At 39.9% G+C, this 24,397-nt stretch carries 21 protein-coding genes; 2 read left to right on the forward strand and 19 right to left on the reverse strand.

What is annotated here, in order from left to right:
• The first annotated feature begins 476 nt into the window (after positions 1 to 476).
• Positions 477 to 2,291, forward strand: a complete 1,815-nt coding sequence (locus M0051_RS14570; RefSeq protein ID WP_306742234.1) for a T9SS type A sorting domain-containing protein — start codon at positions 477 to 479, stop codon at positions 2,289 to 2,291.
• A gap of 64 nt (positions 2,292 to 2,355) precedes the next feature.
• Here the strand turns inward: M0051_RS14570 and M0051_RS14575 are convergent, their stop codons facing one another.
• The 8 genes from M0051_RS14575 to M0051_RS14610 all read right to left on the reverse strand — a co-directional run bounded on the left by M0051_RS14575 (position 2,356) and on the right by M0051_RS14610 (position 11,824).
• The gene (locus tag M0051_RS14575; RefSeq protein ID WP_306742235.1) at positions 2,356 to 3,525 is read right to left on the reverse strand and encodes a PLP-dependent aspartate aminotransferase family protein; all 1,170 of its coding nucleotides are present in this window, start codon (positions 3,523 to 3,525) and stop codon (positions 2,356 to 2,358) included.
• A gap of 48 nt (positions 3,526 to 3,573) precedes the next feature.
• Positions 3,574 to 4,893: a 4Fe-4S dicluster domain-containing protein gene (locus M0051_RS14580; protein WP_306742236.1), complete on the reverse strand. Its 1,320-nt coding sequence runs from the start codon at positions 4,891 to 4,893 to the stop codon at positions 3,574 to 3,576.
• 173 nt (positions 4,894 to 5,066) lie between these two features.
• A complete protein-coding gene (locus M0051_RS14585; RefSeq protein WP_306742237.1) occupies positions 5,067 to 7,100 on the reverse strand; it encodes a molybdopterin-dependent oxidoreductase in 2,034 nt (677 codons plus the stop codon).
• A 152-nt stretch (positions 7,101 to 7,252) separates the two neighbouring features.
• Entirely contained in the window at positions 7,253 to 8,491 is a 1,239-nt protein-coding gene (locus M0051_RS14590; RefSeq protein WP_306742238.1) for a PLP-dependent aminotransferase family protein, read from the reverse strand.
• Positions 8,492 to 8,733: 242 nt separating this feature from the next.
• Positions 8,734 to 9,642 (reverse strand): thiamine pyrophosphate-dependent enzyme, encoded by a 909-nt coding sequence (locus M0051_RS14595; RefSeq protein ID WP_306742239.1) that lies wholly within the window; start codon positions 9,640 to 9,642, stop codon positions 8,734 to 8,736.
• On the reverse strand, positions 9,635 to 10,825 hold the full coding sequence (locus M0051_RS14600; protein WP_306742240.1) for a transketolase C-terminal domain-containing protein: 1,191 nt from the start codon (positions 10,823 to 10,825) through the stop codon (positions 9,635 to 9,637). Before M0051_RS14600 ends, M0051_RS14595 begins: the two co-directional genes overlap by 8 nt.
• 86 nt (positions 10,826 to 10,911) lie before the next feature.
• On the reverse strand, positions 10,912 to 11,205 hold the full coding sequence (locus M0051_RS14605) for a 4Fe-4S binding protein (protein ID WP_268188274.1): 294 nt from the start codon (positions 11,203 to 11,205) through the stop codon (positions 10,912 to 10,914).
• Positions 11,206 to 11,284: 79 nt separating this feature from the next.
• On the reverse strand, positions 11,285 to 11,824 hold the full coding sequence (locus tag M0051_RS14610) for a 2-oxoacid:acceptor oxidoreductase family protein (protein ID WP_110361208.1): 540 nt from the start codon (positions 11,822 to 11,824) through the stop codon (positions 11,285 to 11,287).
• 288 nt (positions 11,825 to 12,112) lie between these two features.
• On the opposite strand from M0051_RS14610, the gene M0051_RS14615 reads away from it, so the two are divergent.
• The gene (locus tag M0051_RS14615) at positions 12,113 to 12,571 is read left to right on the forward strand and encodes an Lrp/AsnC family transcriptional regulator (RefSeq protein ID WP_306742241.1); all 459 of its coding nucleotides are present in this window, start codon (positions 12,113 to 12,115) and stop codon (positions 12,569 to 12,571) included.
• Between the two features lie 38 nt (positions 12,572 to 12,609).
• Here M0051_RS14615 and M0051_RS14620 read toward each other — a convergent pair whose 3' ends face one another.
• The 11 genes from M0051_RS14620 to tnpA all read right to left on the reverse strand — a co-directional run bounded on the left by M0051_RS14620 (position 12,610) and on the right by tnpA (position 24,203).
• Positions 12,610 to 12,957: a chaperone NapD gene (locus M0051_RS14620; protein ID WP_306742242.1), complete on the reverse strand. Its 348-nt coding sequence runs from the start codon at positions 12,955 to 12,957 to the stop codon at positions 12,610 to 12,612.
• Positions 12,958 to 13,015: 58 nt separating this feature from the next.
• On the reverse strand, positions 13,016 to 13,588 hold the full coding sequence (locus M0051_RS14625; RefSeq protein WP_306742243.1) for a nitrate reductase cytochrome c-type subunit: 573 nt from the start codon (positions 13,586 to 13,588) through the stop codon (positions 13,016 to 13,018).
• A gap of 27 nt (positions 13,589 to 13,615) precedes the next feature.
• Entirely contained in the window at positions 13,616 to 14,413 is a 798-nt protein-coding gene (napH, locus tag M0051_RS14630) for a quinol dehydrogenase ferredoxin subunit NapH (RefSeq protein WP_306742244.1), read from the reverse strand.
• Positions 14,414 to 14,423: 10 nt separating this feature from the next.
• On the reverse strand, positions 14,424 to 15,221 hold the full coding sequence (gene napG, locus M0051_RS14635) for a ferredoxin-type protein NapG (protein WP_306742253.1): 798 nt from the start codon (positions 15,219 to 15,221) through the stop codon (positions 14,424 to 14,426).
• 15 nt (positions 15,222 to 15,236) lie between these two features.
• Positions 15,237 to 18,026 (reverse strand): nitrate reductase catalytic subunit NapA, encoded by a 2,790-nt coding sequence (gene napA / locus M0051_RS14640; protein ID WP_306742245.1) that lies wholly within the window; start codon positions 18,024 to 18,026, stop codon positions 15,237 to 15,239.
• Between the two features lie 232 nt (positions 18,027 to 18,258).
• On the reverse strand, positions 18,259 to 19,146 hold the full coding sequence (locus M0051_RS14645) for a cytochrome c (RefSeq protein WP_306742246.1): 888 nt from the start codon (positions 19,144 to 19,146) through the stop codon (positions 18,259 to 18,261).
• A 4-nt stretch (positions 19,147 to 19,150) separates the two neighbouring features.
• On the reverse strand, positions 19,151 to 20,476 hold the full coding sequence (gene nrfD, locus M0051_RS14650; RefSeq protein ID WP_306742247.1) for an NrfD/PsrC family molybdoenzyme membrane anchor subunit: 1,326 nt from the start codon (positions 20,474 to 20,476) through the stop codon (positions 19,151 to 19,153).
• Between the two features lie 169 nt (positions 20,477 to 20,645).
• A complete protein-coding gene (locus M0051_RS14655) occupies positions 20,646 to 21,539 on the reverse strand; it encodes a 4Fe-4S dicluster domain-containing protein (RefSeq protein WP_306742248.1) in 894 nt (297 codons plus the stop codon).
• 495 nt (positions 21,540 to 22,034) lie between these two features.
• Positions 22,035 to 22,592 (reverse strand): transposase, encoded by a 558-nt coding sequence (locus M0051_RS14660; RefSeq protein WP_306742249.1) that lies wholly within the window; start codon positions 22,590 to 22,592, stop codon positions 22,035 to 22,037.
• A gap of 202 nt (positions 22,593 to 22,794) precedes the next feature.
• The gene (locus M0051_RS14665) at positions 22,795 to 23,352 is read right to left on the reverse strand and encodes a hypothetical protein (protein ID WP_306742250.1); all 558 of its coding nucleotides are present in this window, start codon (positions 23,350 to 23,352) and stop codon (positions 22,795 to 22,797) included.
• A gap of 428 nt (positions 23,353 to 23,780) precedes the next feature.
• Positions 23,781 to 24,203, reverse strand: a complete 423-nt coding sequence (gene tnpA, locus M0051_RS14670) for an IS200/IS605 family transposase (protein WP_306742251.1) — start codon at positions 24,201 to 24,203, stop codon at positions 23,781 to 23,783.
• Positions 24,204 to 24,397 lie beyond the last annotated feature (194 nt).

Raw genomic sequence — 24,397 nt, forward strand, 5'->3', positions numbered from 1 at the left:
TTGATTTGGATATCAGATGTATGAATTCATTAATCAGGGGACTCATTTTGTAAGCAGGAGTATGTTGTAAGTAATCTGGAGTATAAAGTTTGGCTGCTGATGATTTACAAAATATGTAAAGACAGCATTAATGCTGCCTTCTACCACTAATCCCTATATTCCTTCTGAACCCCCTGCGATAGTTGAGCTCTTTTGCGATAGGTGAGTCCATTTACTCGATAGGCCCCTCATTTTGGCGATAGGAATACCAAAACAGTCGATAGGCATATTAATTTGCCGAAAGCAACATCAAAACTCAAGATAGGTATATGCATTGGGGCGATAGGGCTTTGTTTGTGGGATGATTGGATTGTATCAATGGACATTGGTTTTATTTAAAATAATTCTTTGGGAAGATTAGTAATTAATATTCATTGTGATTTATTATTTTTATCATATTAGGAATACACCTAAAGAACTTTATGCGCCAATTATTTATGAAAAAACTATTTCTAACTACAACTTTACTTTTAATAAACCTTATAGCATTTAATCAAAATTACGCTGAAATTCAAAAACTTACTTCTTATGACATTGAAACTGAAGATTGGTTTGGAAATTCTATTGCAATATCTAAAAATATATTATTAATAGGAGCTCCATTTGAAGATGATATAAACAAAGGAACAAGTACTTTAACAGATATTGGAGCTGTTTACTTATTTAAATTAAGTGAAAATGGCACATGGGTTCAAAAACAAAAGATTCGTCCAAATTCATTAGGTTCTGAAGATCATTTTGGTGGTTTAATTAGTTTCTCAAAACCATTTTTGTTAGTAAGCGGCAGATCTAACTATGATAATAACGCTTATATATTAAAAATGAATGATGAAAATAATTTTGGTGAAGATTGCATAGTAAATCATTTTAATTTTCAACAAGAAGTAAGTGATATTTGTATTTCAGAAAACTATGCTGCAATTGCTACCAGAGGAACAGTTCATATATTTGAATACGAAAATGAATGGGTTAAAAAACAGGAAATTTCTGTTGATGGTTTTCAATCAGGTTCAACTTTGTCTCTAGCAATCGATGATAAAAGGTTAGTTATTGGATCACCATCTACTTCTGAAGGAGTTTCAGATACATATCTTTATGGTGGAGTAGTTTTTGTATATGAACAAAATGATTCAAAAAAATGGGTTGAAAAATACAATTTAACAGCGAAAGATCGTGATACTTATGATGGTTTTGGTTCCGATGTATCATTAATTAATGACAAACTTTTTATTGGTGCAATGGATGATGAAAGTGGATCTGAAAATGAAAATGCAATTGATTATTCAGGTTCTGTATACTTTTTTCAATTTAATCCAGAGAGTAAGGAATGGGAGGAAAAACAAAAGATAATATCAAATGAAAGATCTCAATATGATAGATTTGGAATAAAAATTGATGCTTTAGAAAACAGTCTAATTATCGGTACACAAGGGAAAAAAGCCTTCCTTTTTAAATCTAACAATGATGAATACGTACAATCAGAAATGTTTCTTTCTTCAAATGAAAATGATCATTATGGCTTTGGCGAAAGAGTTGGTATATCTAAAAAATATCTTTTTGTAGGATCTCCATGGGATGATTTACATGGGAAGAATTCAGGTTTAGTATTTATTTACAAAAATTGTACTCCCACAACAAATGAAGCTACAATTGAGATATGTAATGGAAATAAGTATATTTTTGGTTCCCAAACACTAACAGAATCCGGAGAATATACCGAAGTATTTCAATCTGAATTAGGATGTGATTCCACGGTTAATCTTAATTTAATAGTTAATTCTGTGGATACAAAAGTTTATCAAGATGGATATAGCTTAACTGCTACTGAAACTGCGGATAAATATCAATGGGGCACATGTAATGAGGATTTTATTCCAATTGAAGGTGAAATAAATCAAACTTTTACTGCTTCAAAAAATGGAAATTATGCTGTAATGATAACTCAAAATGGTTGTACGGAAATTTCTGAATGCTATTCAATTATTGCCAATTCTATTACTCCAACAAAAAACAAAGAAAGTTTTATCATTTATCCTAATCCTGCAAAAGATTTTATAAATATTGAAATAAAAGGTAGTTCTAACAACATTCAATTATCTATACATAACGCGATTGGACAACTTATTTTAAAAGATGATTTTAAAAAACAACGTAAGTTATCTGTTAATATTTCTCAATTACCTAAGGGTTTATACACAATCAAGATGTTATCTGATTCAAATATTTTAACTTCCAAGTTTATTAAAGAATAATTTTTTACAAAAAAATAATTTGAAACACTAACAAAAGCTCACATTACAGTGAGCTTTTGTTCTTTTACATTTCCTCCAAAGCTTTATCAATCCACCCCTTCAATTTCTCAATATTCTCAATTCCTACCGATAATCGAATGGTTCCCGGCAGTGGATATTTGGCACCCCAAACAGGTTCTACCGGCAGAAGAATGGTGTCTACTTCTCCAAGGGTTGGTACCAAAGGAATATGATCTTCCAAGGCAGCTATAAAGCGGTTGCATTTTTCGCGTTTGTCCTCGTCCGATGCTCCCTTGATGTCGAAGGTGACCATGCCACCAAAGCCTTTGTCGCCAAATAGGGCAACAGCTTCTTTTCGGGTTGGGTGAGATTCCAATCCTGGGTACAATACCTCTTCAATTTTAGGATGTTTTTGCAGGTATTCTGCCAAGGCAAGTGCATTATCGCAATGCTGCTTAAAGCGCAGGTCGAAGCTCTTCAACTGCGTTCCCAAACGGTAGGCATCATCAGGACTAAGGAAGTGTCCTGCCCATTTTCGGTACTCAATGGCTTCCTTCATCAGCTCCTCATCGTTACCACAAATTACACCGGCTGTAATGTTACCATGTCCGCTCATGTATTTGGTTGCCGAATGGATCACAAGGTCTGCTCCATCCACTAATGGCTTCCACAAATATGGAGTTCCAAAGGTGTTGTCTACAATAATTTTGCAATCGTACTGCTTTGCCAACTCCATGATTCGCTTCACATCAGCCACAATCAACATCGGGTTCGAAACTGCTTCGAAATACAGGAATTCTGGTTGAATCTCCTTCAACATGCGCTCCAATTCCTCGAAATCGTACAGCCCATCATTGGCATAAAAACGGTGCACATCTAAGTTGCGACGCTTAATCAAAACCGTATCGATAAATGAATTGGTGCCGCCATAAATTTCGTGGAAGAACAGCCATGGTCTGGTATCTTTTCCCTTTTGGAAAACCGATACTGCCACGTCAATGGCAGCCATTCCTGTTTCTACCAACAAAGCCCACTTGCAGCCTTCCAGTTCCATAATTTGCTGCTCAACTGCAACCGTAGTTGGGTTTCTATAGCGCGAATAGATGTAATTCTCTGGCTCATGCGGATGATCCAATTCTGCCGCGAATGCTTTCTGGGTGGTTTTCGAATCTTTTAGGTTGAATCCCGCTTCTCGGTAAAGCGGTGTGTGCGATGCGTTGATGTTTTTTTTCATAGTATAATGGTGATAATGTCGAGACGCAAGGCCTTGCGTCTGTACTATTTAATATCGTAATTCTTTCTCCGGTGTTATCACATCTGATTCATAATAGAATTCTGCCCTATCGATAATTTCTCCGGCGAGTATAATGGCTAAAGATATTGCTAAGCTCAATTCCCATTGCGTACCCAACAGAAAATATGGAATTAATAAACAGAGCGTTCTTAGCAATGAAAGAGCTGGAAAATGTTTCAATCTCATTAGACGTAAAGATATTTTCCTCCCAATGTATAAACTTCCTTTTAATAGAATTATAAGTTCTATAACAATCGGCACCTCAATCAGCCAAACAAAAAACAAAATTCCTGTAAGACTTACCATTCCTGAATGCACTAGAAGACCATCTTTTCGCGTCAAGAATTTGTAAACCATATCAACAGATATCAAACTACAAATCCCAAAAACTAAAGCTAAAATTCCAAACCAAATATTTCCTGTAATCAGATGCAAACCCGTAAGCCCAAGGAATCCTGAAAAGGAGAAGATTTCTCTACTTAACCAAGAGCCTTTTAGGTTGAGAATAAATCGCCACATGCGCATTTTCTTTCCAATATGCAGCGATGTTAATCCAATGGCCAAAACAGAAACTATGGCAAAAGGAATCAACTGCATGCCTATGGCACCCATCAAATGAGCTGCCTGCCAAGCTACCAATTCTGCTACTGCTATGGTAAACAGCACCAAGGTCCATTCCTTGTCCAAAGCCACCTTATCTTTTGGCTTTGGCAGCCACTCCTCTATCTTTTTCTCATCGATTTCTACCTTATCGGTATTCTCTACTTTGGGTGTCGCATTTTCTTCTCTAAGTGGTATCAATTGAATGGATGGTTTGATACCAATATCCACAAAACCTGGTGTCACACGATCTTCTTCTTTCAAGTCCAACAACCCAAAGTCAAGTGCTCCTACCGGACAAGCTTCCACACAGGCAGGACGTTTCCCACCTGAGATTCTATCCACACAGAAATTACATTTCTCTACGATCTTATTAGCCGGATTGAATTTTGGCGCATCGTACGGACAAGCCCAGGTGCAATAGGTACAACCAATGCATGCCTCGGCATGATGAATGATGGCTCCCGTTTTTTCATCTCTAGTATAAGCCAGCGCCGGACAGTTCTTCATACAAGGAGCATCCTCGCAATGGTTACAGGCCAATGAAAAATGGAAAACAGGCAATCCCGGATGTTTGATTTTGTTTCCAGTGTTTACCTCTCGCCAGTTCACACGAAAATCGGTTCCGTTTTCTATGCTGCAACCCGCCACGCAAGCATTACAGCCTACGCATCGGTTTGTGTTGAATATGAATGAGTTTTTTTCCATATAATTATTAGTACTTGGAGTACTTTGAGTGCCTAAAGTACTTAAAGTATTTATGGCACAGTACTAATTTGTCTTACATTCAGAATATTTTTATTTTCAACTTTAAGTACTCAAGGCACTGCAAGTATTTTAGGCACTTCTCACTTTAAGTCACTTCAAATATCAATTGATAATTACTCATTGTTAATTTTCTTCAAATCTACCCACGTATTGTGAAAAGCGGTACCATGTCCCATATCAGTTTCGCATCCTTTGGTAAACAGGTTTGGTGCAGCACCCAAGTGAGATTGATGACCATTGGTCAGCACTACATTTCCTCTACGCAAACCCAAATCATATTGCAGTTTCACTTCTGCTTTTCCCTGATGATTATAAATTTCAACCTTTTCACCATTCTTCATCTGTTTCTCTTCAGCATCCAATGGATGAACAAAAAGATAGGCTTCGGGTTCAAATTGCTTGATCACATTTAAATTGCCAAACTGTGAATGAATTCGATTCTTTGAGTTTGGTGATATCAACTGAAACTCAAATTCACTTTGCTCAGGCAAAGGAGCGTAATCGGGCAGTTCATCCACTCCCCACATTTTCTTGGCTTTCTCGCTATACAGCTCAATCTTGCCGGAAGGTGTTGGGAACTGATAATCTGAAAATGGTATTTCCTCAAAAGAGTTTGCCAATTGCGGGCCTTTCTTCAATTGTTCCAGACTTAATTCAGGAAAATCTTTCAGGAATCCGTTCAGATATTCTTCAATTGCCTCATCAGTAGGTTCTGGAATATTTCCTTTGATCTCCTCATCGGTAAATCCCAATTGCTTTGCCAACAGATAATAGATTTCCGTTTCAGGTTTTACCTCGCCTGCCGGTTCCATTACTTTCTGTCGCAATTGCACATACGGATTCCAATAAGAGCCAATGATATCAGATTGCTCGAACATGTTTTTTGCTGGCAGAATGATATCAGCTTCCAATGTCGTATCCGTCATGAACTGATCCACAACCACTCTAAAGTCAGCCTTTCGGAATGCCTTACGGATTTTATTGGTATCGGGATTTTGAGATAAGGGATTTCCCCTTTCTACCCAAATGAACTTCACTTCAGGATCTTTGATATTCAATAAATCCTCACCCAATTTGGCTACAGATATCTTCCTCCTGAAACTTGGATGCTCGCATCCTGGAAAGTATGATTCCGGCTCTTTTAAATCATCGAACACATAGCTCTGAAGATTTGCATAATGGAAACAAGCACCGGGCTTCCCAATATTTCCAGTAATTACCGACAATGCTAATATACAGCGAGTGGTTTGACCACCGTTTTCATATCGCTGCATGCCGTATCCAGGAATCAATGTCATGGCATCTGTTGTTCCAATTTCTTTTGCCAAATCCTGAATGGCTTCCTCTGGTACGCGACAGATATCAGAGACTTTTTCCAATGTATATTCATCAACTCGCTCTTTGAATTGCTCAAAGCCAAGTACGTAATTCTCTATAAATTCATAATCAATCCAATCATTCTGAATCAATTCTCTTGCAACGCCTAAAGCCAAGGCTGCATCGGTTCCCGATTTGATTTGGAAGAGTGAATTCGCACGCTCGCTGGAAGGTGTTCTGCGAGGATCAACCACAATCAATTTCGCAGCTTTTTCCTGTGCCTTCTCAACAGGAATCATCTCCTGAATATTGGTTTCAGCAGGATTCTTTCCCCACAACAAAATCAGTTTGGCATTCTCCAAATCCCAGGGTGCATTGTGTTTGTTGGCACCTAAGGTCAGTCGAGTAGCTTCCAATCCTGCAGGCCAACAAAGATTTCCATAAGTAGTTGTTGCGCCTCCAAACAGTTTCCAAAAGTTTGCTCCTACTCCATTCAACAAACCAGACATGCCACTAGCCGCAAAATAAAGGATTGAATGCGGACCAAAAGTTTCCTTGCAGTTCTTCAACTGTTCAACAATGGTATTCAATGCCTCATCCCAGGAAATTCGTTCGTATTTTCCTTCGGCTATTCGCTTTTGCGGATACAAAATTCTCTCTTTCGAATTGGCACGTTCCACATAAGCCAAACCTTTAATACATGGTCCTTCTGGTGTAGCACGATTTTCAGGATGTGGGTCAATTCCAATCACTTTATCTTTCTCTACACGAACTTTAATACTACAGGTGCTGTAGCAATTTCTCGGACAAGCTGTTGAATAGGTCTTCATAGGTTTGTAATCTCAAAATTCATGGAAAATTAATAAAAAAAAGAAAAGGGAGCAGATACACAATCTGAATCATGTAAATACTCCCAATAATTAATATCATCCTCGGGTTAAAACCCGAGGCAATTGAAATATTATCTCAACTATTCTATTTATTAATTGTTCTTTACTAATTCTTCATTGCAAACTTTCATTTCTGCCTCGATGATTTGAGCCAAACGCTGAATACCTGCAATCGCTTTTTCGTTGTTCACGTATGAGAAATTCAAACGCATGGTATTGGTTCCACCTCCATCGCAATAGAAAACATTACCTGTTACGAATGCTACTTTCTTTTCAATTGCTTTGTGGAACAATTCCAAGGCATCCATATGCTCAGGTAAAGTAATGAAAAGGAACATTCCTCCTTCCGGATGCGTCCAATTCACACCTTCAGGCATGCATTTTTCCATCTCTGCCAACATTACATCTCTACGCTGGTGATACAAATCGATGGTCTTTTTAAGATTTGATTCAAAATGCTCTGATTTCATGTAACGAATCGCCATTTTCTGAACGAAAGTTGGTGTACACAAGTCAGACGATTGCTTGGCAATCACAATCTTGTCATTTACTTCTTTCGGACCTAAAATCCAACCAATACGCAAGCCTGGTGCAAATGTCTTCGAGAAAGTTCCCAGTGTCAGTACATGATCATCATTGTCCAAATCATACATCATGCGTTGTGGTTCTCCTTCGAATCTCACCTCTCTATAAGGACAATCCTCAACAATCAAAACATCGTATTTGTGTGCCAATGCGATAATCTCCAAACGACGAGATTCAGGCATGGTGATTCCTGTTGGATTTTGGAAATCAGGAATGATATAGATGAATTTAGGTTTGATGCCTTGCTCCGCCAATGCTATCAACTTGGCTTCCAAAAGCTCAGCGCTCATACCATTCTCATCCATTGGCACTCCTTCCATTTTAGCGCCATAAGCTTGGAAAGCACTAATCCCACCAAGATAAGAAGGTAATCCACAGATCACAACGTCTCCTTGATTCACAAAAACTTTTCCAACCAAATCCAAACCTTGCTGCGATCCAGTTGTTACGATCATGTTGTCCAATTCGCACTGAACACCTTCATTCTGATATCTCTTCAAAAGAAGCTCTCTTAACTCCGTAACCCCTTCCGTTGCGTCGTACTGTAATACCTCTGCTCCTTCTTCTTTCAACATGGTTGAGATAATCTCATCCAAATTGTCAACAGGGAAAGATTCTGGTGCCGGCAATCCTCCTGCAAAAGAAATTACTTCAGGGTTTTGGGTCAATTTAAGGATCTCACGAATAGCAGATCTTTTGATGTTGTTGCTTATGTTGGAAAATGTTCCTTTTAAATCGCTGATCATTGTGTTTGGTTTTTGTTTTGTTGAGACGCAATGCCTTGCATCTGTATTGTTTGTTGTTTTGTTTATTTTGGATTCTTGCACCCCTTCGCCTATCGGCACTTCCCCTAAAAGGAGAAGACTTAAAATTGAAGTTCTACATTCATTTTAGGATTTCTCCCCTCCTAGGTGATCCCGAATGCTTTCGGGAGGCTACAGCCAGAGGGGTGCAATTATTCATTACTAATTGATAATTATCAATTGATTTACAGCCAATTTTTGCGCATGCGTTCCCACTTTTTGTCGCGGTTTTCAATTACGCATTGGATATCCGCATCACTCATGTGCTTGAAACGTCCCTGCTTTTTCAGGTACTCTTCAACCGATTTGAATTCCTTAGGATTTCTGTTCAATTTGTATTCTCCATCCTCATATTCTGCAAGGAAAATTAATCCTGCATCTACAGCATCTTTGGCAATCTCTACCGATGTTTCGGTTGGAGTTCCCCATCCTGTTGGACATGATGCATAAACATGAATAAATGTTGCACCTTTAACATGCTTCGCTTTGTTTACCTTATTGATAAAATCCTGAGGATAACCAATACTTGCAGTAGCAGCATAAGCAATATCATGAGCAGCAATAATCTCAAACAAGTTCTTCTTGTGAGTTATCGTTCCCGGGATATTCTGACCAGCAGGAGTAGTCGTAGTTTTGGTTCCGTAAGGAGTCAAACCACTCTTCTGAATTCCGGTATTCATATAGGCTTCGTTGTCGTAGCAGATGTACAATACATCATCGTTACGATCGATCATTCCTGATAATGCCTGGAATCCGATATCAGCAGTACCACCATCACCGGCGAATACTACCGTTTTGAAATCTTTTTGTCCCAAAGCTTTGGCACCTGCAGCAATACCTGCAGCCATACTTGCCGAACCAGGGAAAGTTGTAATAATTGCATTTGAATTGAATGCCATTTGTGGATAAATAAATCCTACTGCCGACATACAACCAGCTGGAAGAGCAGAATAGGTACGCTCGCCCAATACTTTTAATGCCAAACGTACAGCAATACTACCGCCACATCCGGCACAAGCCTTATGACCATAGAAAAACTCCTTCTCGGTCATGTTTTTCGCATTCACTTTTGGGATATCTAATACTTTAGTCATTGCCTTCTACATTTAAGCTGAAAAATTCTACTGTCTCTTCACTCTTGTTCTCCAATCCTGCATACAATTTGTTGTACATGTCTTCAATTTCTGCCTTGGTGATATCGCGACCACCTAAACCGCCAACAAAGTTGCTTTTGTACACATATTTGTCGATCTGAGAAATGGCTGAGTTCAGATTGGTGTAAACTGTTCCTTCGTATCCGAATGAGATATCCTTATCGATAACACCCATTGCTTTTACTCTCCTGGCCAAATCTTTCACTTCCTCAACCGGGAAAGGACGCATGTAACGGATCTTCAACAATCCAACTTTTTTACCTTCAGCGCGAAGCTTGTCAACAACCACTCTCACAGTTCCGCAAACACTTCCCAATGCTACCAATACCACATCAGCATCTTCGCACATGTATTCCTCTACCATTCCATGATATTTTCTGCCGAACATTTCAGCAAAATCCTCATCGGTTTTACGAATAACATCAATGGCATTGAACATGGCTTCGTTCTGCTGATATTTGAACTCGGTATTGTCATCAGGACGAGAACTAAATCCAAGGTTCTTAGGATTCTCGAATGACATCTTGTTTGGCGTTTGGAATGGAGGCAAGAACTGATCTACCATATCCTGATCTGGAATATCAACCAACTCGTAAGTGTGAGTCAGAATAAATCCGTCAAGGTTCACCATCATTGGCGTTAGTACATCTTTGTGCTCAGCAATTTTGTATGCCTGAATGATCAAATCCAATGCTTCCTGTGCATCTTCCACATATACTTGAATCCAACCTGAATCCAAAAGAGAAAGTGAATCGCGTTGATCACCATAGATACTCCATGGCAAAGCAACGGAACGATTGGCATTCATCATTACCACCGGCCAGCGACCACCACTACAGTAGTGAAGCCCTTCGGCCATATACAACAAACCTTGAGAAGAAGATGCTGTAAATGTTCTGGCACCAACTGCACTGGCACCCATTGTAGCTGAGATTGCAGAGTGCTCAGACTCTACATGCATGTATTCCGCATCCATCTCGCCTGCCTCTACCATTTCGGACAAACGCTCAACCGTAATGGTCTGCGGAGTGATTGGATATGCAGCCACCACATGTGGACGTGAAAGTCTCACGCCTTGTGCTACTGCCTCATCACCGGATATGAATATTTTATTTGATTTCATTGTTTTCGATTTTTTCGTTGTCGGTTATCGGTTTTCCGTTATCTGTTAAACGGACAATCGGAACTGATAACTGATAACTGTTTAGCTTACTCTTTCACCATTTCAATTGCATCCTTAGGACATTCGTGGGCACAAACCCCACAGCCTTTGCAATAATCCATGTCGATTTTGATTTTGCCATTGTCTTTCATGATGGTTCCATCAGGACAAAGCAAGTAGCAACGCAAGCAGTAAATACATTCATCATGATTCACTACAGGCTTAAAGGTTCTCCAACCTGCATTCTTTTCCGGAAGAAATCCGGCTTCGTATTGTGGCCCGGTTGGGTAATCATCAATATGAGTTGGAGTTTTATATTCTGTATGTTTTGGACGACTCATCTTTTCAATTATTTGGTCATTGGTTAACTGGTCATTAGTCAATCGTTTCACTAATTTTCCACTAACCATTGACGAATGACTATTGACTAATTAGTTCAAAAGCTCTCTCTACGATCTTCTCATTCAGCTGAGCCAACTTTGGCTTCATCTCGGTATGAATACTTGCAATTGCAGCTTCCTTGCTTACCAAGCCTGAAGCAGCAGCCAAAGCACCATACATTGCAGTGTTGGTAATTGGTCTGCCCAAAACCTCCATAGCAAGAGTGGTAGCATCAATTCCTCGTAAATCGAATCCTTTCAATTGCTCGCGATATTGTTCTACATCTCTGGTGTTGATCAATACACATGCATTTTCTTTGATTCCTTTTTCGAATCCAGGAACAATTAGCGTTTCGTCCATAACCACAACAAAGTCGCTCTCCTGAACTTCGCTTCGATCATGAATTTTTGTGTCATCAATTTTAGTGAATGCCAATACAGGCGCTCCTCTACGCTCTGGTCCGAATGATGGGAAAGCCAAAGCATGCTTTCCGCCATGAACACTGGCAGCAATTCCTAACAAACGAGAAGCGGTAAATCCTCCTTGACCTCCTCGTCCGTGCCATCTGATTTCTTTCATTATCTATTTAGTGTTTGTTTTTTCAATTCAATTATTGCCACTCTACCTGTCTCAATCACTTCAAAATGGAGAGAAATTCAACATCAACTTCTAAAGACTTATTTTTGTCTTTACCAATTATTAATTGATCGCAGGCGTAATTTTGTCTTGTAAAAATACCCATCAACCAAATGATTTACTAGCATATTAAATAAATATAGAAAACTACTCTATGTAACATGTAATTCTAAAGAATTTATATCTTTACAGAAGCCTAAATCAAGCATATCAATAGAAAATTTTTCTCCTATGGAAAATCTAGACAGAACGGATCGTAAAATTTTAGAACTTCTTCAACAAGATTGTAGAATCACAATTAAGGAGTTAGCAGAAAAGCTGCACCTGAGTAATACACCCGTTTACGAAAGGGTAAAAAAGCTGGAACGAAGCGGAATTATCAAAAACTATGTAGCTGTTCTCGATCCTGAAAAGATCGATAGAAATATGGTAGTGTTCATTTCGGTGTCGATTACACGACATACACGCGATGTGGTCGATCAGCTTAGCAAGGATGTGTTGGCACTTCCCGAAGTAATGGAATTTTACATTACCTCAGGTAATTTTGATGCCATGCTAAAAATCATGGTAAAGGACATGAATGCCTTTCAGTATTTTATACAAGAAAAATTATCGAAGTTCGAATACATTACTCGATTTAACAGCACTTTCGTGATTTCTTCTTCGGATAAGATTGGGTATGATTTGTGATTTATTGCCGTAGGGACACGCCGCAGCGTGTCTTCACCTTACAAATTCTTCTTTTTCAAATCTCCTCCATAGTTAATAATACCAGCATCTTTGCTGTTGTCATTCAACCAGGGTTTGATTCCATCAGATTTATCAATCTTGTCTCTTTCCTGATTCAACTCATCTTCGGAATAAGAATACATCATATCAGCTGAAAGCACATTTTTCATTGCCTGAATCTTCTTCAGTTTGGCAATCTCCTCACTAATTCCATCTCCTTCAATTGTGACAATTATCTTTCCCTCATCATGCAGGTGATAATCACACAAATCACTGTCTTTAAGTTGACCTACCAAATGTTCGGTATTCTCTGGAAGGACACGAATTACGATACTGGATATATTCATATTATTAATCTTTATATCATATTGAGACGCAAGGCTTTGCGTCTCTACTGTTTAATTTTTAATTGTTTACTCCTTCAGAAACTTTATCCTTTAAATTGGATTCCTCAATACCAAATTTTTCTCGAAATTCAGCGGTGAACAAGTTTTCGATATCAATACTTACATCCGCCTGAGGAACATGACATTGTGAACAGTTAAAGTACGCCATATTAAGATCCTTCACCTCCTTTACATACACTTGGTTATCTTCCTTAGGATTTGAATATACCCCAGCTTTTACATCCAGCTGTGGACGCCAGCTTTGAAAGTGGGTTTTAGAGATTTCACGAGCCCCCGATTCCTCAACTTTGTCGGGCATGTGGCAACTCAAACAAATGTTATTGTCCCTTTTAATTGGGAAGAATCCAGCAGTTGTATGCGGAATCATAGGAGGAGCATTTTCGAAAGAACGCTCGATGGTTTTTCCTACTTCTGGTTTATCCTCATTAAAATTGGCCTTCATTTTAAAGTTGGTTTCATCCGAATGCAAATCTGCATCAATAAAACCCAATTGATCTTCATCAATTTGTTTCTCTTTAGGCTGATTACAAGCTACCAAAAAGAACAAAGCAACTAGGGATAGATATTTCATGTTTTTAGATTTTATTTAATCTCTTCATTATTTTTTAAAATCGAATTTTAGCGAATATTTCATCGCATTATCATTACAAACCTCAATACATCTGCCGCAATTGGTACAGGCTCCGCCGCGTATAAAATCACTTTCCTTGCCTACAATATCCAAAACAGGCTCTTCCACACAAACATCGAAACAATCCATGCAATGGGTACATTTTTCTTTGTCGTGCTTCACCTTGATTACAGCTTGCTTTCCTATAAGGGAATAGAATCCTCCCAAAGGACAAATGTGTCCACACCAACCTGCTTTTAAAACAAACAGATCGACAAAGAAAACCACTGCAACAATTGCCCATCCAGCTCCCGAACCAAATACAATGGCTCTGTGAAGCATAGATATCGGACTGATAATTTCGAAGGCAGCCATTCCAAATACCGCAGAAACGATTAGGCTTAAAGCCAAAATGTAATACCTCAGATTTCTAGAAATGGAAACTTTCGCTTCCGTTTCTATCTTAAATATTCTGCGCATGCGAAATGCAATATCGGTTATAATATTCATCGGACAAATCCATGAACAGAACATTCTTCCTCCAATCAATGCATAAATTAGAAAGATTAATAATGCCCCCAACAACACTGAGCTAGACGCAATAAATCCAGACACCAATATCTGCAGCACAGCATAAGGATCGCTCAAATGTAAAGAATCAGCAATGATGGCAGAACTGTAATTGCCTCGAAGGATTTCCCATCCAAAATAGTTTCCTCCAGCAAAAAGCAACAGAAAGGACAGCTGAATGATTCGTCTTAGTATGGTATATTTAATCGTTTTCATCCAATTATCTTTAGTCATCAATTAAATCATCATCATTCAAGTAATCGATAGCCGATTTCACATCCTTGTCATTATCATCTTTTTCGACTTTCTCATGGATTCGTTTCTCATCTTCTTTTTCCCAGCTTTTGATGTAATGGTCGCCAACTTTACCAGTTGCTTTATCCAAAGGCAGAACAAAAATGGCAGCCTTCTCGGCAACACATGCCTGCTCACATACTCCACAGCCAGTACAAACATCAGAGTGAACTACAGGAAGTAGCTTGGCATGTTTTCCAGTTCTTTCATTTACCTCATAATCCAGCGTTATGGCTTTATCAATTAACGGACAAGCGCGATAACAAGCCTCACAACGAATTCCCCAATACGCCAAACAAGATTCTTTATGAATCACTGCCAAGCCCATTTTAGAATTCATTATATCTGGCTTCTCTTCTTCTTTGGTCAGTTTTTTTAAATCCAAAGCTCCCGAAGGACAAGAATCAGTACAAGGTATATCGGTACACAAGTAGCAAGGAATCGTTCTTGGTTCGAAAAAGGGTGTTCCATTTGCAATGCCATCACCTGGCTCTGCAAGACTCAGCGTATCATACGGACAAGCTTCAACACATTGTCCGCACTTGATACATGCTTTCAGAAAGTCTTTTTCTTTTAAAGCACCAGGAGGACGAAGCACATAGTCTGCCTTGGTAGTTGCGTTAATGGACTTCCCCCAAATTAAACCGCCACCACCAACAAATACAGCTCCTTCCAGTACTCTTTGAATTACTTTTCTTCTTGACACCATATTTTTTTTAGAATGATGAATTAGGAATTATGAGTTTTACGCTTTGCTTATTTTCACCGTACACTTCTTAAAGTCTGTCTCTTTCGACATCGGACAAGTGGCATCCAAACAAAGTTTATTTACAAACACCTTCTCGTCGAACCATGGTAAGTATACCAAACCTCTTGGCACACGGTTTCTTCCTCGAGTTTCGATGTGCGCCTTAATCCGTCCTCGTCTTGATTCAACCCAAACCAAATCGCCTTCTGTAAAACCTTGCTCAGCGGCATCTTTCGGATGGATGTAACAAAGTGCTTCCGGCACCGCACGGTACAATTCAGGTACACGCATGGTCATGGTTCCCGAATGCCAGTGTTCCAATACACGACCGGTGCACAACCAGTAAGGATATTCCTTATCCGGTACCTCGGGTGCTTCCATATATGGACGGAAGAAGATCTTCGCTTTATTTTTCAAATCAACTTTTGGCTTCGACATATCAGGCTTTGCAATCGATCCTTGTGGCATATTCTTCAATGCCTTTCCGTAGAATGCAAATGGTCCAACATCTGCTTTCTTGGCATATACATCATATTCCGAATTGAAGCGCCATAGCGTTTCTTTGCCATCCACAACAGGCCACTTTAATCCACGACAGTGGTGGTAAGTATCAAAGTCAGCCAAATCGTGCCCATTGCCCGTACCAAACTTGCGATACTCTTCCCAAATGTATTTGTGGATGAAGAATCCGTAGCCTTCAAATGGTTTTCCATCCGATCCCTTCACCTTACGCTTGTCTCCTCCGGCTTCGGTATTGATCTTACCCTCTCCAATCGGATCAGGCCATGCATATTTCTTTGCATCCTGGTTGGCAAACAACACATCGTATAAGGTATCTTCAGGAGAGTAACCCATGGCCTTGGCTCCTTCCAAAACATCTGGCAAACCATTCTTCAATCCAGGAACTTTCTGAGCTCCCCAAACTTCTTTCAGCTTGAATCGCTTCGATAACTCAACAAACTGCCAAACATCAGGCATTGCTTCACCAACAGGAGTTACCTGCTGTTTCCAGTGCTGGGTCCTACGTTCTGCATTACCATAAGCTCCCCACTTTTCGTAAATCATCGCCGAAGGCAAAATCAAATCAGAAACCTTAGCCGAAATTCCTGGGTAGGCATCGGAACAAACAATGAAGTTATCCATTTGGCGAGCTGCACGAATCCAGTGGTTCGCATTGGCCGAATTTTGATAAGGATTACAAACATTTATCCATGCAAATTTGATCTTTCCATCCTCAATGTCCCTGTGGATTTTCATCAGGTGACTACCCACTTTAGGGTTAATGGTTCCCGCAGGTACTTTCCACAATTTCTCCGAAATCTCACGATGCTTGGCATTGGCAACCACCATATCCGCTGGCAAGCGGTGTGCAAATGTTCCCACCTCGCGAGCGGTACCACATGCCGATGGCTGTCCTGTCAAACTAAAGGCTCCATCACCTGGCTTCGATTGCTTTCCTAATAATAGGTGTACCATATATGCCTGCTCGTTCACCCAAGAACCTCTGGTGTGCTGATTGAATCCCATGGTCCAGTAGGAACAAACCTTACGTCCATTCTCTATATACAAGTCGGCCAATGCCTTCAATTTTTTCTTGAAATCTTCAATTGACTCTTCGGGATCTCCTTTTGCAATTTTGGCTACCGTATCCAAATCATAAGGCTTCAATGCTTTTTTAAACTCCTCGTATTGAATGATCCAGTGATTTACGGCCTTGTTGCGATGCTTCATTTCCATCACATCCCCTTCCTTGTAGCCAAGGTAAGCCAAAGTCTTTCCCTCATCAGCAGTCAACTTCTTGGCCACCTCATGTTTCACAGTCTCTTTTTCCTTATCGGTAAACTTAGGATGATCAGGCGTACGCATTCCGTAACCGATATCCACAAAACCCGTTGCAAACACAGTATATTTCTTCACAAAATCCCAATCGATAGACTCGGGATGATTGTACACAATCTCGTGAGCTATGTAGTTCCAGATCGCCAAATCGGTATTGGGCTTGAAGATGATTTCAATATCTGCCAAATCAGAAGTACGGTTGGTATAGGTAGATAGGTTTACCACCTTGGTTCTTTCCGGATGGCTCAATTTGTTTTCGGTAATTCTCGACCAAAGAATTGGGTGCATTTCAGCCATATTGGCTCCCCAGGTTACTACCGTATCGGTAATTTCCATGTCATCGTAGTTTCCTGCCGGCTCATCGATACCAAAAGTCTGAATAAATCCTACTACCGCCGATGCCATACAATGACGGGCATTTGGATCGATGTTGTGAGAACGGAACCCAGCCTTCATCAATTTCGAAGCAGCGTATCCTTCCATAATGGTATACTGACCCGAACTAAAGATTCCAATCCCCGTTGGTCCCAATTCTTTCATAGCCGATTTCATGTGCTTCTCCATTTCGTCGAAAGCACGTTCCCAGCTAATCGCCTTAAATTTTCCTTGTTTACTGAAATTGCCATTTTCGTCGACACGAAGCAGAGGCTTTTTCAGACGGTCGGCACCGTACATTATTTTGGCATTAAAATATCCTTTGATACAGTTCAATCCACGGTTTACCGGAGCCAATGGATCACCCTTTACAGCAAGTATTTTATCGTCTTTGGTGGCAATCATGATACCACAACCAGTTCCACAGAATCGACATACAGCCTTGTCCCAAGTCCAGCCACTTTCGGCCTCACGAGCTTCTGCTTTCAGAGTTTCCGGAACAGCAACTCCAACTGCCGTTGCTGCGGCGATGGCTGCCGAACTCTTTAAAAAATCACGCCTTGCAAGTTTCATATATTTTGATTTTTTTATTTTTTAAAATTGTTACTAAAGCTTCTTCGGCACCCCTTTGCCTACCAGCACTTTGTTCACTCGTGTTTTAATTTAAATATGTTCACGAACTCCGCTTTGCTACGGTTCCCTAAAAGGGAAAGGTTCTTATTTTAAAGCACTGAGCTTATTTGTTCTTTCTCCCCTTCCAGGGGAGATCCCTGCAGGGAGAAGGGTGTTAAAAACCAAAAATTGGTTAAGCTTCCTTTCTTGCCTTCTTGATATTCCTCAATCCAAAAACAATAAAAAGCAGGGCAAACCAAACTCCGAATACCGAAACGAAGAAGGTGATTTTCAGCCAGATTGGAGCCATTCTATCGGTACTCCAAATGTGGCGTCCTTCTATTGCAGAGTGACGTTCTGTAGCTTTAGCCATTACCATGTGCTCCTCCACTTTTGCTCGAGCAAATCCTTTGGTGGCTTTTACCATTACATTCACTCTTCCTTCCTCATCACCTGGCAGAGTTGGATCAACATCTACATAAGCAATACCCAATTCGTTGGTTTGAGCCTTGCCCAATAAATGCTTCCCAAAAGTTCCCATTACATAGGCGCTTACGCTAACTTCAGGTTGTGGCAGCTCTTCAGCGAATACCTTTACAACCAATTTATCAACGTTCTCATCAAAGCTTAATTTCATGGCATATTCTGGAATGACAATGCCTTCCATATTTGGCAATTCCTGCTTGTAGTTCTCATTAAAACTACGGATGTAAGCTACAATGTTCCACAATTCATCATCGGCGAAAGCATCGGCGAATTTTGGCATGGTTCCACGTCCCGTTTTAATTTTATAAAACATCGATCCATCGCTTTGCGCTTGAAATGGCTCTGATGCTGGATCGCCCGGAGGTGGCGACATAGGTGTGAAATCATCCTGACTTGGGGTACCATGACAAGATGTACAAGAATTCTCGTAGGCAACTCTCCCTTCCAAAACCATATCATCGTCGAAAAGGAAAGGGCTTAGTTTTTCGTTGGCTTCCACGGGTACTTGCCAATCGCTTTGTGCATTCACATTTGCCACAGCCAAAAAGCAAAGGCAGAACAGAATGATTATATGATATCCTTTATTGTTCTTCATCGCATTAATTGTTTTTGTGGTTCATGTCCTCTTTTACTTCCCAAATCGGAACTACAGGGAATAATTTTGCCAATACGGTGATAATCATCAATACCAAAATGAATGATGCTACGGTAATCGCAATCTCAGGTGTGGTTGGTGTATAGCCTGTCCAGCCTTCAGGAACATTCTGAATCGGATAGTAAGGAGCCAATTGGGTAGGAACTACAATCAATACTCTCTTGAACCAGGCTCCGGCCAAAACAATAACTGAGATAAGGGTTAACGGCAATGGCTTGCGCATTGGCTTGAACAAAATCAGAAGGAAAGGAATCACCAAACCACCCAACTGAACCAACCAAAACATTACCGAATCGTGTCCATAAAGCATTTCGTGAACATGCTTTGCATCGGCTGTGTTGGCCTTATAACCAGGAACGATAATTTCATTGATATTGAAGTACACATACACCAAAGCAACCAGAACCAATAGTTTTCCCATTCTGTCGAAATGGTCGGCAGTGATATAATTTTTAAGTTTATAATTGTTGCGGAAGAAGTACATGGCAATAATTACCGCAGCACAACCTGCTACGAATGCTCCCGAAACAAAGTATGGCCCAAAAATTGGCGAATCCCATCCCGAACGCAATGTCATGGCAAACAACCAGGAAGTAACGGTGTGAATGGATAATGCAATCGGGATAATCAGAACCAGCAACATGCGTGTGTAACGATTCATCAATCGGAATTGTTTTGCTGTATTGTTCCATCCCAAAGACAGGCTCTTGTACATTTTCTGTTGCCACTTGGGCACATTGTTTAGCTTATCGCGACACAAAGCAATATCAGGCAACATGGGAATATAAAGGAGTAAAGCACTAATCGCTACATAGGTTACCACAACAGCAATATCCCAAACAATTGGCGATTGCACCCTACCGTGTATGAATACATTCAACAGACGATCTGGGCGTCCCATATCGGTAATGATAATTAAACCTGCTACCATGGCAAAGGCAACAGCTACCAATTCAGCAATTCGTGCCACTGGTCGTACCCAGTCCACTTTCATCATGCCTAATACCGAGGATACCAGCATCCCGATTAAAGAAGTAGCTACAAAGAAAACGAAGTTTGAAATGTAGATGCCCCACGATACATAGTCGTGAAGACCTGTTACACCCAAACCGTTTCGCAATTGTTGATAATAGTAATACAAGCAGATTATTAGTGATACCGTAAGAAATCCCATCCAAAGCTTGAAAGTGCCTCCCCAGTTCACATTTTTTAAAAGATCCCGATCAATTTGCTCCTCGCTCAGGTGACCTTTTGTTATTGTTTCGTTCATATTTTTAGTAATTAGTCAATAGTATATGGTTTCTTCCTTCACCCTTTCGCCTGTCGGCACTTTCCCTAAGAGGGAAAGATTCTTATTTATAAGCACAACGCTTATTTGTTCTTTCTCCCCTTCTAAGGGGAGATGTCCGATAGGACAGAGGGGTGCATCAACCTCAAACTTATCCTTTATCCTCTCTCGGAGGCAAGTAGTAAACACTAGGCTGTGTACCCAATTCAGGCATTAGCGTGTAAGCAGCATTCTCTTCCAACAAGTGACTCAAACGCACGGTTTTCTTGGTAGTCCCATTGGTCACCAAATCTTCGTTCTGATCGCCAAAGTAGTATACCCCATTCGGACATGCCGATACACAATAAGGCAGTTTTCCTTCGCGCAAACGGTCGGCACTGAAGGCACACTTGGTAACCGTACCTTTTTTCTGAGGAACATTCAGTTCCATATCGTAGGTTACTTCTGCATACTGATCGGAATTCTTAGGTTCGGTCCAGTTAAAGGTACGTGCCGAATAAGGACATGCTGCCACGCAGAATCTACAACCAATACAACGCTCGTTATCGATGAGTACAATTCCATCCTGACGCTTAAAGGTTGCATCAACCGGGCAAACCGATACACAGGGTGGGTTATCGCAATGCTGACAGGTTTTAGGCATCCAGTAGGAGGTTTTCTTCACCGGATCTTCCATTTCCAACACATTGATGTGGTGCATTTCTGGCTTTAGCTGATGTGCACTCTGGCAAGCTTTCATACACTTACGTGCATTCTTACACTTGGCCAAATCAACCACCATTACAAACTTCTTTCCCGGAATCCCTTCGCGACCTCTTTTTTGTAGGTAGGATAAATCCTGAATCTTATCTCCAGGTTTTAGATGGGCTACATCTACTTCTACCAATTTATTGTCGGCAGTAAGTACTTTTACTTTGTTACCGCTGGCTTTGTTCGAATCGGAGCATCCTTGCAGCAGCAAGGCCGATCCGGCAACGGTACTCGCTCCTGCAATGCCCAATTTTTGCAGGAATCTTCTTCTCGATTTGTCGGTTTTATTCGCCATGTTCATCTGTTTCTTTTAGGTTTTCTTTTTAGCAGATGGAACATTCCAATGATGAAGGTTTTGATTCATGTGGTAGCTTGATCATTCCTTTTATCATGGACGTTTCATAGATTTATTTATTGAGTTAGCTATCAATAATCCTAATAAATATATGAAATATAGGTGTGTATGACTCCCGTTATGTTTAGATATCTAGATGTGTTTTAAATCGCAATTAAAGATAATAATGTCTGAATACCCCATTATCCAATAGATAGAGAACCTTTTCAGATAAAAAGATAATCTCATCGTTTTATACAGTTTATATTTAGAATAAATTCAGATAAACCAATTCCTTTGGGACACATAATGATATGTGCGTTTAAATAATAAATTGCCATACCGTAGGGACACGAGATCTCGTGTCCGTTCATACAAATAACAAACAAAAAGGAAACGCCTATTATAATGAAAGGACACGCCTTTATATAAAAAAGGACACGCCATGGCGTGTCCCTACGGGATAAACATTTTATCGGTGGTCCAATTGGTGGGGTTGTTGATGATGTATTCCTGAATTCGATCGTAATCCTTTTGATCGCGAACCACATGATCATGAAATCGCGATTGCCATGCAAACCATGCATAGCCATTCTTATTGCACCATCGGCTTAATGTTGATTTAAATTGACCTATGATTGTCGAGATGGAGCCAGACAATGATCCTCCGAATTGCTCGATTTGTTCTTTATTATCGGGCATGTCAATATTATTTCCGGACATGTTGTTCAAATTATTAGCGGACACGATATCTCGTGTCCCTACGCCGATACCTATTAAAATGTGAATGTGGTTGGGCATGACTACAAATTCGCCCAATTCAACCTGTGTAAAATGTTCTGGGATTTCCTCCAAAAACACATTTGCCTGCTTGCCAATGGGAGATAATTCCATTTTACCTTCACGAATATCTCCAAAATCATGTTCTCGATTTTGGGTACATATGGTAATAAAATACCATCCTTGGGAACGATAATCGTAATTTCTTAATCGAATGTTTTTACGGGCTCTCATGCCATTAAATTTTGAATACAAAATTTACATAAATTATTTCAAACATAAAACACCGTAGGGACATGCCATGGCATGTCCGATTATACAAACAACAAACAAAAAGGACATACCTTTATATAAAAAAAGGACACGCCTTTAAATAATGAAAGGACACGCCATGGCGTGTCCCTACAATAAAAATATTTTGTGTGATCCGTGTTTCTTATTCATTTGAGGATTTCCCATAAATCATTGTTCTGCTGATCCCACCTTTGTAATAGGCCGATACCTTGTGGCCAGTCATGTCTGTGGCTTTCAGGTGGAATTCATATTGATTTTGGTTCAGAATCTTGATGCTTAGCTCAGGTTCGCGGATACCATTCCCCTCAAATTTGTGATAGAGTGTATTCTGAATTCCGGTATTCGGAATAATTTGCGTGCCTACCTGATTGGTCAGATGCTGGGCATCACGAATGCTTAAGGCTGTGCTCCCCTCCATATCCCAGGTGTAGGTGCCGGCATCTATTTTTCCATTTTGACTTACCTGCAAATCGAGGCGAATGTTGGCAAAGCCATTCTCTATCAATCCTTCAATGTCGCTGTAGGCAATATCGCCCTCGTACAAGTAGATTCGCAAAGGGCAAGATGTTACTCCCTGCTCGCTTTGATCTGGGGCATAGGCCAGCATCATGTGGATGTCCTCGTAAAAATTCTCGCCCACCTCAATGTGATTTTTCAACTCGGGTACCTCTTCCTCATCATGACTTTGACTGCAACTCATAAAAAAACCGCTCACCAAAAGTGCAAGCATCAAAATACTGTTTTTTTTCATCGTGTTTGTTGTTTTTTTGTGTGTGAGCCTTAAAGTTATAAAAACAGGTTCAGGATAGAACGACTCTTTCCAGACTTTACAGAATGTTTCACAACATAAAATGTAACAAAGAAAAGCTTTTGCCTGAATTAAATCCTCGGGATGAATCCAGAGGCAAAAGGATAAAACTCTGCACATCCTTTTCCAATACCCTCTACTTTAGTGGAGGGTTGGAAAAACACATCTTCAAATCCTCGGGTTAAAACCCAATACAAAGGATAAACTCCGCACAAACCATTTCACAATCTCCCCTGTTTTAACAGGGGGACATCTAAATACATCTTTCAATCTTTAGTGAAAGGTTCTAAAGCATATCATCCCATTACCTTTTCGAAACCCTATTTCTCAACCAATGCATTTTCTTCTTCTTCAAATGATTTTTTGGAATGGTGTGCTTCCTGATTTCTGATATAATCTCTTACTATGGGTAACATCGATTTGCTAACCGATACTGCATAATAATCATTCTGCCATTCGAAAAATCCCTTACACAATCGATTTTCATTAATCCAATGAGAGGACTCTCCTTTTATCAACTGAATTACCTTGCTGATACTCTGATTAGCCTGCAATTCAATTAAACAATGGCAATGATCCGTATATCCATTAACAAAATTGACACATAAACCCTTATTTAATGCATTTTCCTTAATGTGTTTCCAAACACGAGTTCTTAGTAAATTGGAATGTAAATAAGGTTCGCGGTATTTGGTAGTCCAAACGGCATGAATGTAGATCCTAACATGTGGCATAATCTTCATTTTTCTATTTAAAGAAAAAATACAGCTTTTTACTAAACAAAACAATTCCTCTGAATGAATCCAGAGGCAAAGGGATAAAGCTCTGCACATCCTTTTCCAATACCCTCTACTTTAGTGGAGGGTTGTAAAAACACATCTTCAAATCCTCGGGTTAAAAACCAAGGCAAAGGGATAAAACTCTGCATATCCTTTTC

The organism is Marinifilum sp. D714, assembly GCF_030851345.1.
Taxonomy (GTDB): domain Bacteria; phylum Bacteroidota; class Bacteroidia; order Bacteroidales; family Marinifilaceae; genus Marinifilum.

Coding starts and splice junctions, on each gene's coding strand:
- M0051_RS14570 (WP_306742234.1), top strand. CDS start 477: ATGAAAAAACTATTTCTAACTACAACTTTACTTTTAATAAACCTTATA.
- M0051_RS14575 (WP_306742235.1), bottom strand. CDS start 3,525: ATGAAAAAAAACATCAACGCATCGCACACACCGCTTTACCGAGAAGCG.
- M0051_RS14580 (WP_306742236.1), bottom strand. CDS start 4,893: ATGGAAAAAAACTCATTCATATTCAACACAAACCGATGCGTAGGCTGT.
- M0051_RS14585 (WP_306742237.1), bottom strand. CDS start 7,100: ATGAAGACCTATTCAACAGCTTGTCCGAGAAATTGCTACAGCACCTGT.
- M0051_RS14590 (WP_306742238.1), bottom strand. CDS start 8,491: ATGATCAGCGATTTAAAAGGAACATTTTCCAACATAAGCAACAACATC.
- M0051_RS14595 (WP_306742239.1), bottom strand. CDS start 9,642: ATGACTAAAGTATTAGATATCCCAAAAGTGAATGCGAAAAACATGACC.
- M0051_RS14600 (WP_306742240.1), bottom strand. CDS start 10,825: ATGAAATCAAATAAAATATTCATATCCGGTGATGAGGCAGTAGCACAA.
- M0051_RS14605 (WP_268188274.1), bottom strand. CDS start 11,205: ATGAGTCGTCCAAAACATACAGAATATAAAACTCCAACTCATATTGAT.
- M0051_RS14610 (WP_110361208.1), bottom strand. CDS start 11,824: ATGAAAGAAATCAGATGGCACGGACGAGGAGGTCAAGGAGGATTTACC.
- M0051_RS14615 (WP_306742241.1), top strand. CDS start 12,113: ATGGAAAATCTAGACAGAACGGATCGTAAAATTTTAGAACTTCTTCAA.
- M0051_RS14620 (WP_306742242.1), bottom strand. CDS start 12,957: ATGAATATATCCAGTATCGTAATTCGTGTCCTTCCAGAGAATACCGAA.
- M0051_RS14625 (WP_306742243.1), bottom strand. CDS start 13,588: ATGAAATATCTATCCCTAGTTGCTTTGTTCTTTTTGGTAGCTTGTAAT.
- napH (WP_306742244.1), bottom strand. CDS start 14,413: ATGAAAACGATTAAATATACCATACTAAGACGAATCATTCAGCTGTCC.
- napA (WP_306742245.1), bottom strand. CDS start 18,026: ATGAAACTTGCAAGGCGTGATTTTTTAAAGAGTTCGGCAGCCATCGCC.
- M0051_RS14645 (WP_306742246.1), bottom strand. CDS start 19,146: ATGAAGAACAATAAAGGATATCATATAATCATTCTGTTCTGCCTTTGC.
- nrfD (WP_306742247.1), bottom strand. CDS start 20,476: ATGAACGAAACAATAACAAAAGGTCACCTGAGCGAGGAGCAAATTGAT.
- M0051_RS14655 (WP_306742248.1), bottom strand. CDS start 21,539: ATGGCGAATAAAACCGACAAATCGAGAAGAAGATTCCTGCAAAAATTG.
- M0051_RS14660 (WP_306742249.1), bottom strand. CDS start 22,592: ATGAGAGCCCGTAAAAACATTCGATTAAGAAATTACGATTATCGTTCC.
- M0051_RS14665 (WP_306742250.1), bottom strand. CDS start 23,352: ATGAGTTGCAGTCAAAGTCATGATGAGGAAGAGGTACCCGAGTTGAAA.
- tnpA (WP_306742251.1), bottom strand. CDS start 24,203: ATGAAGATTATGCCACATGTTAGGATCTACATTCATGCCGTTTGGACT.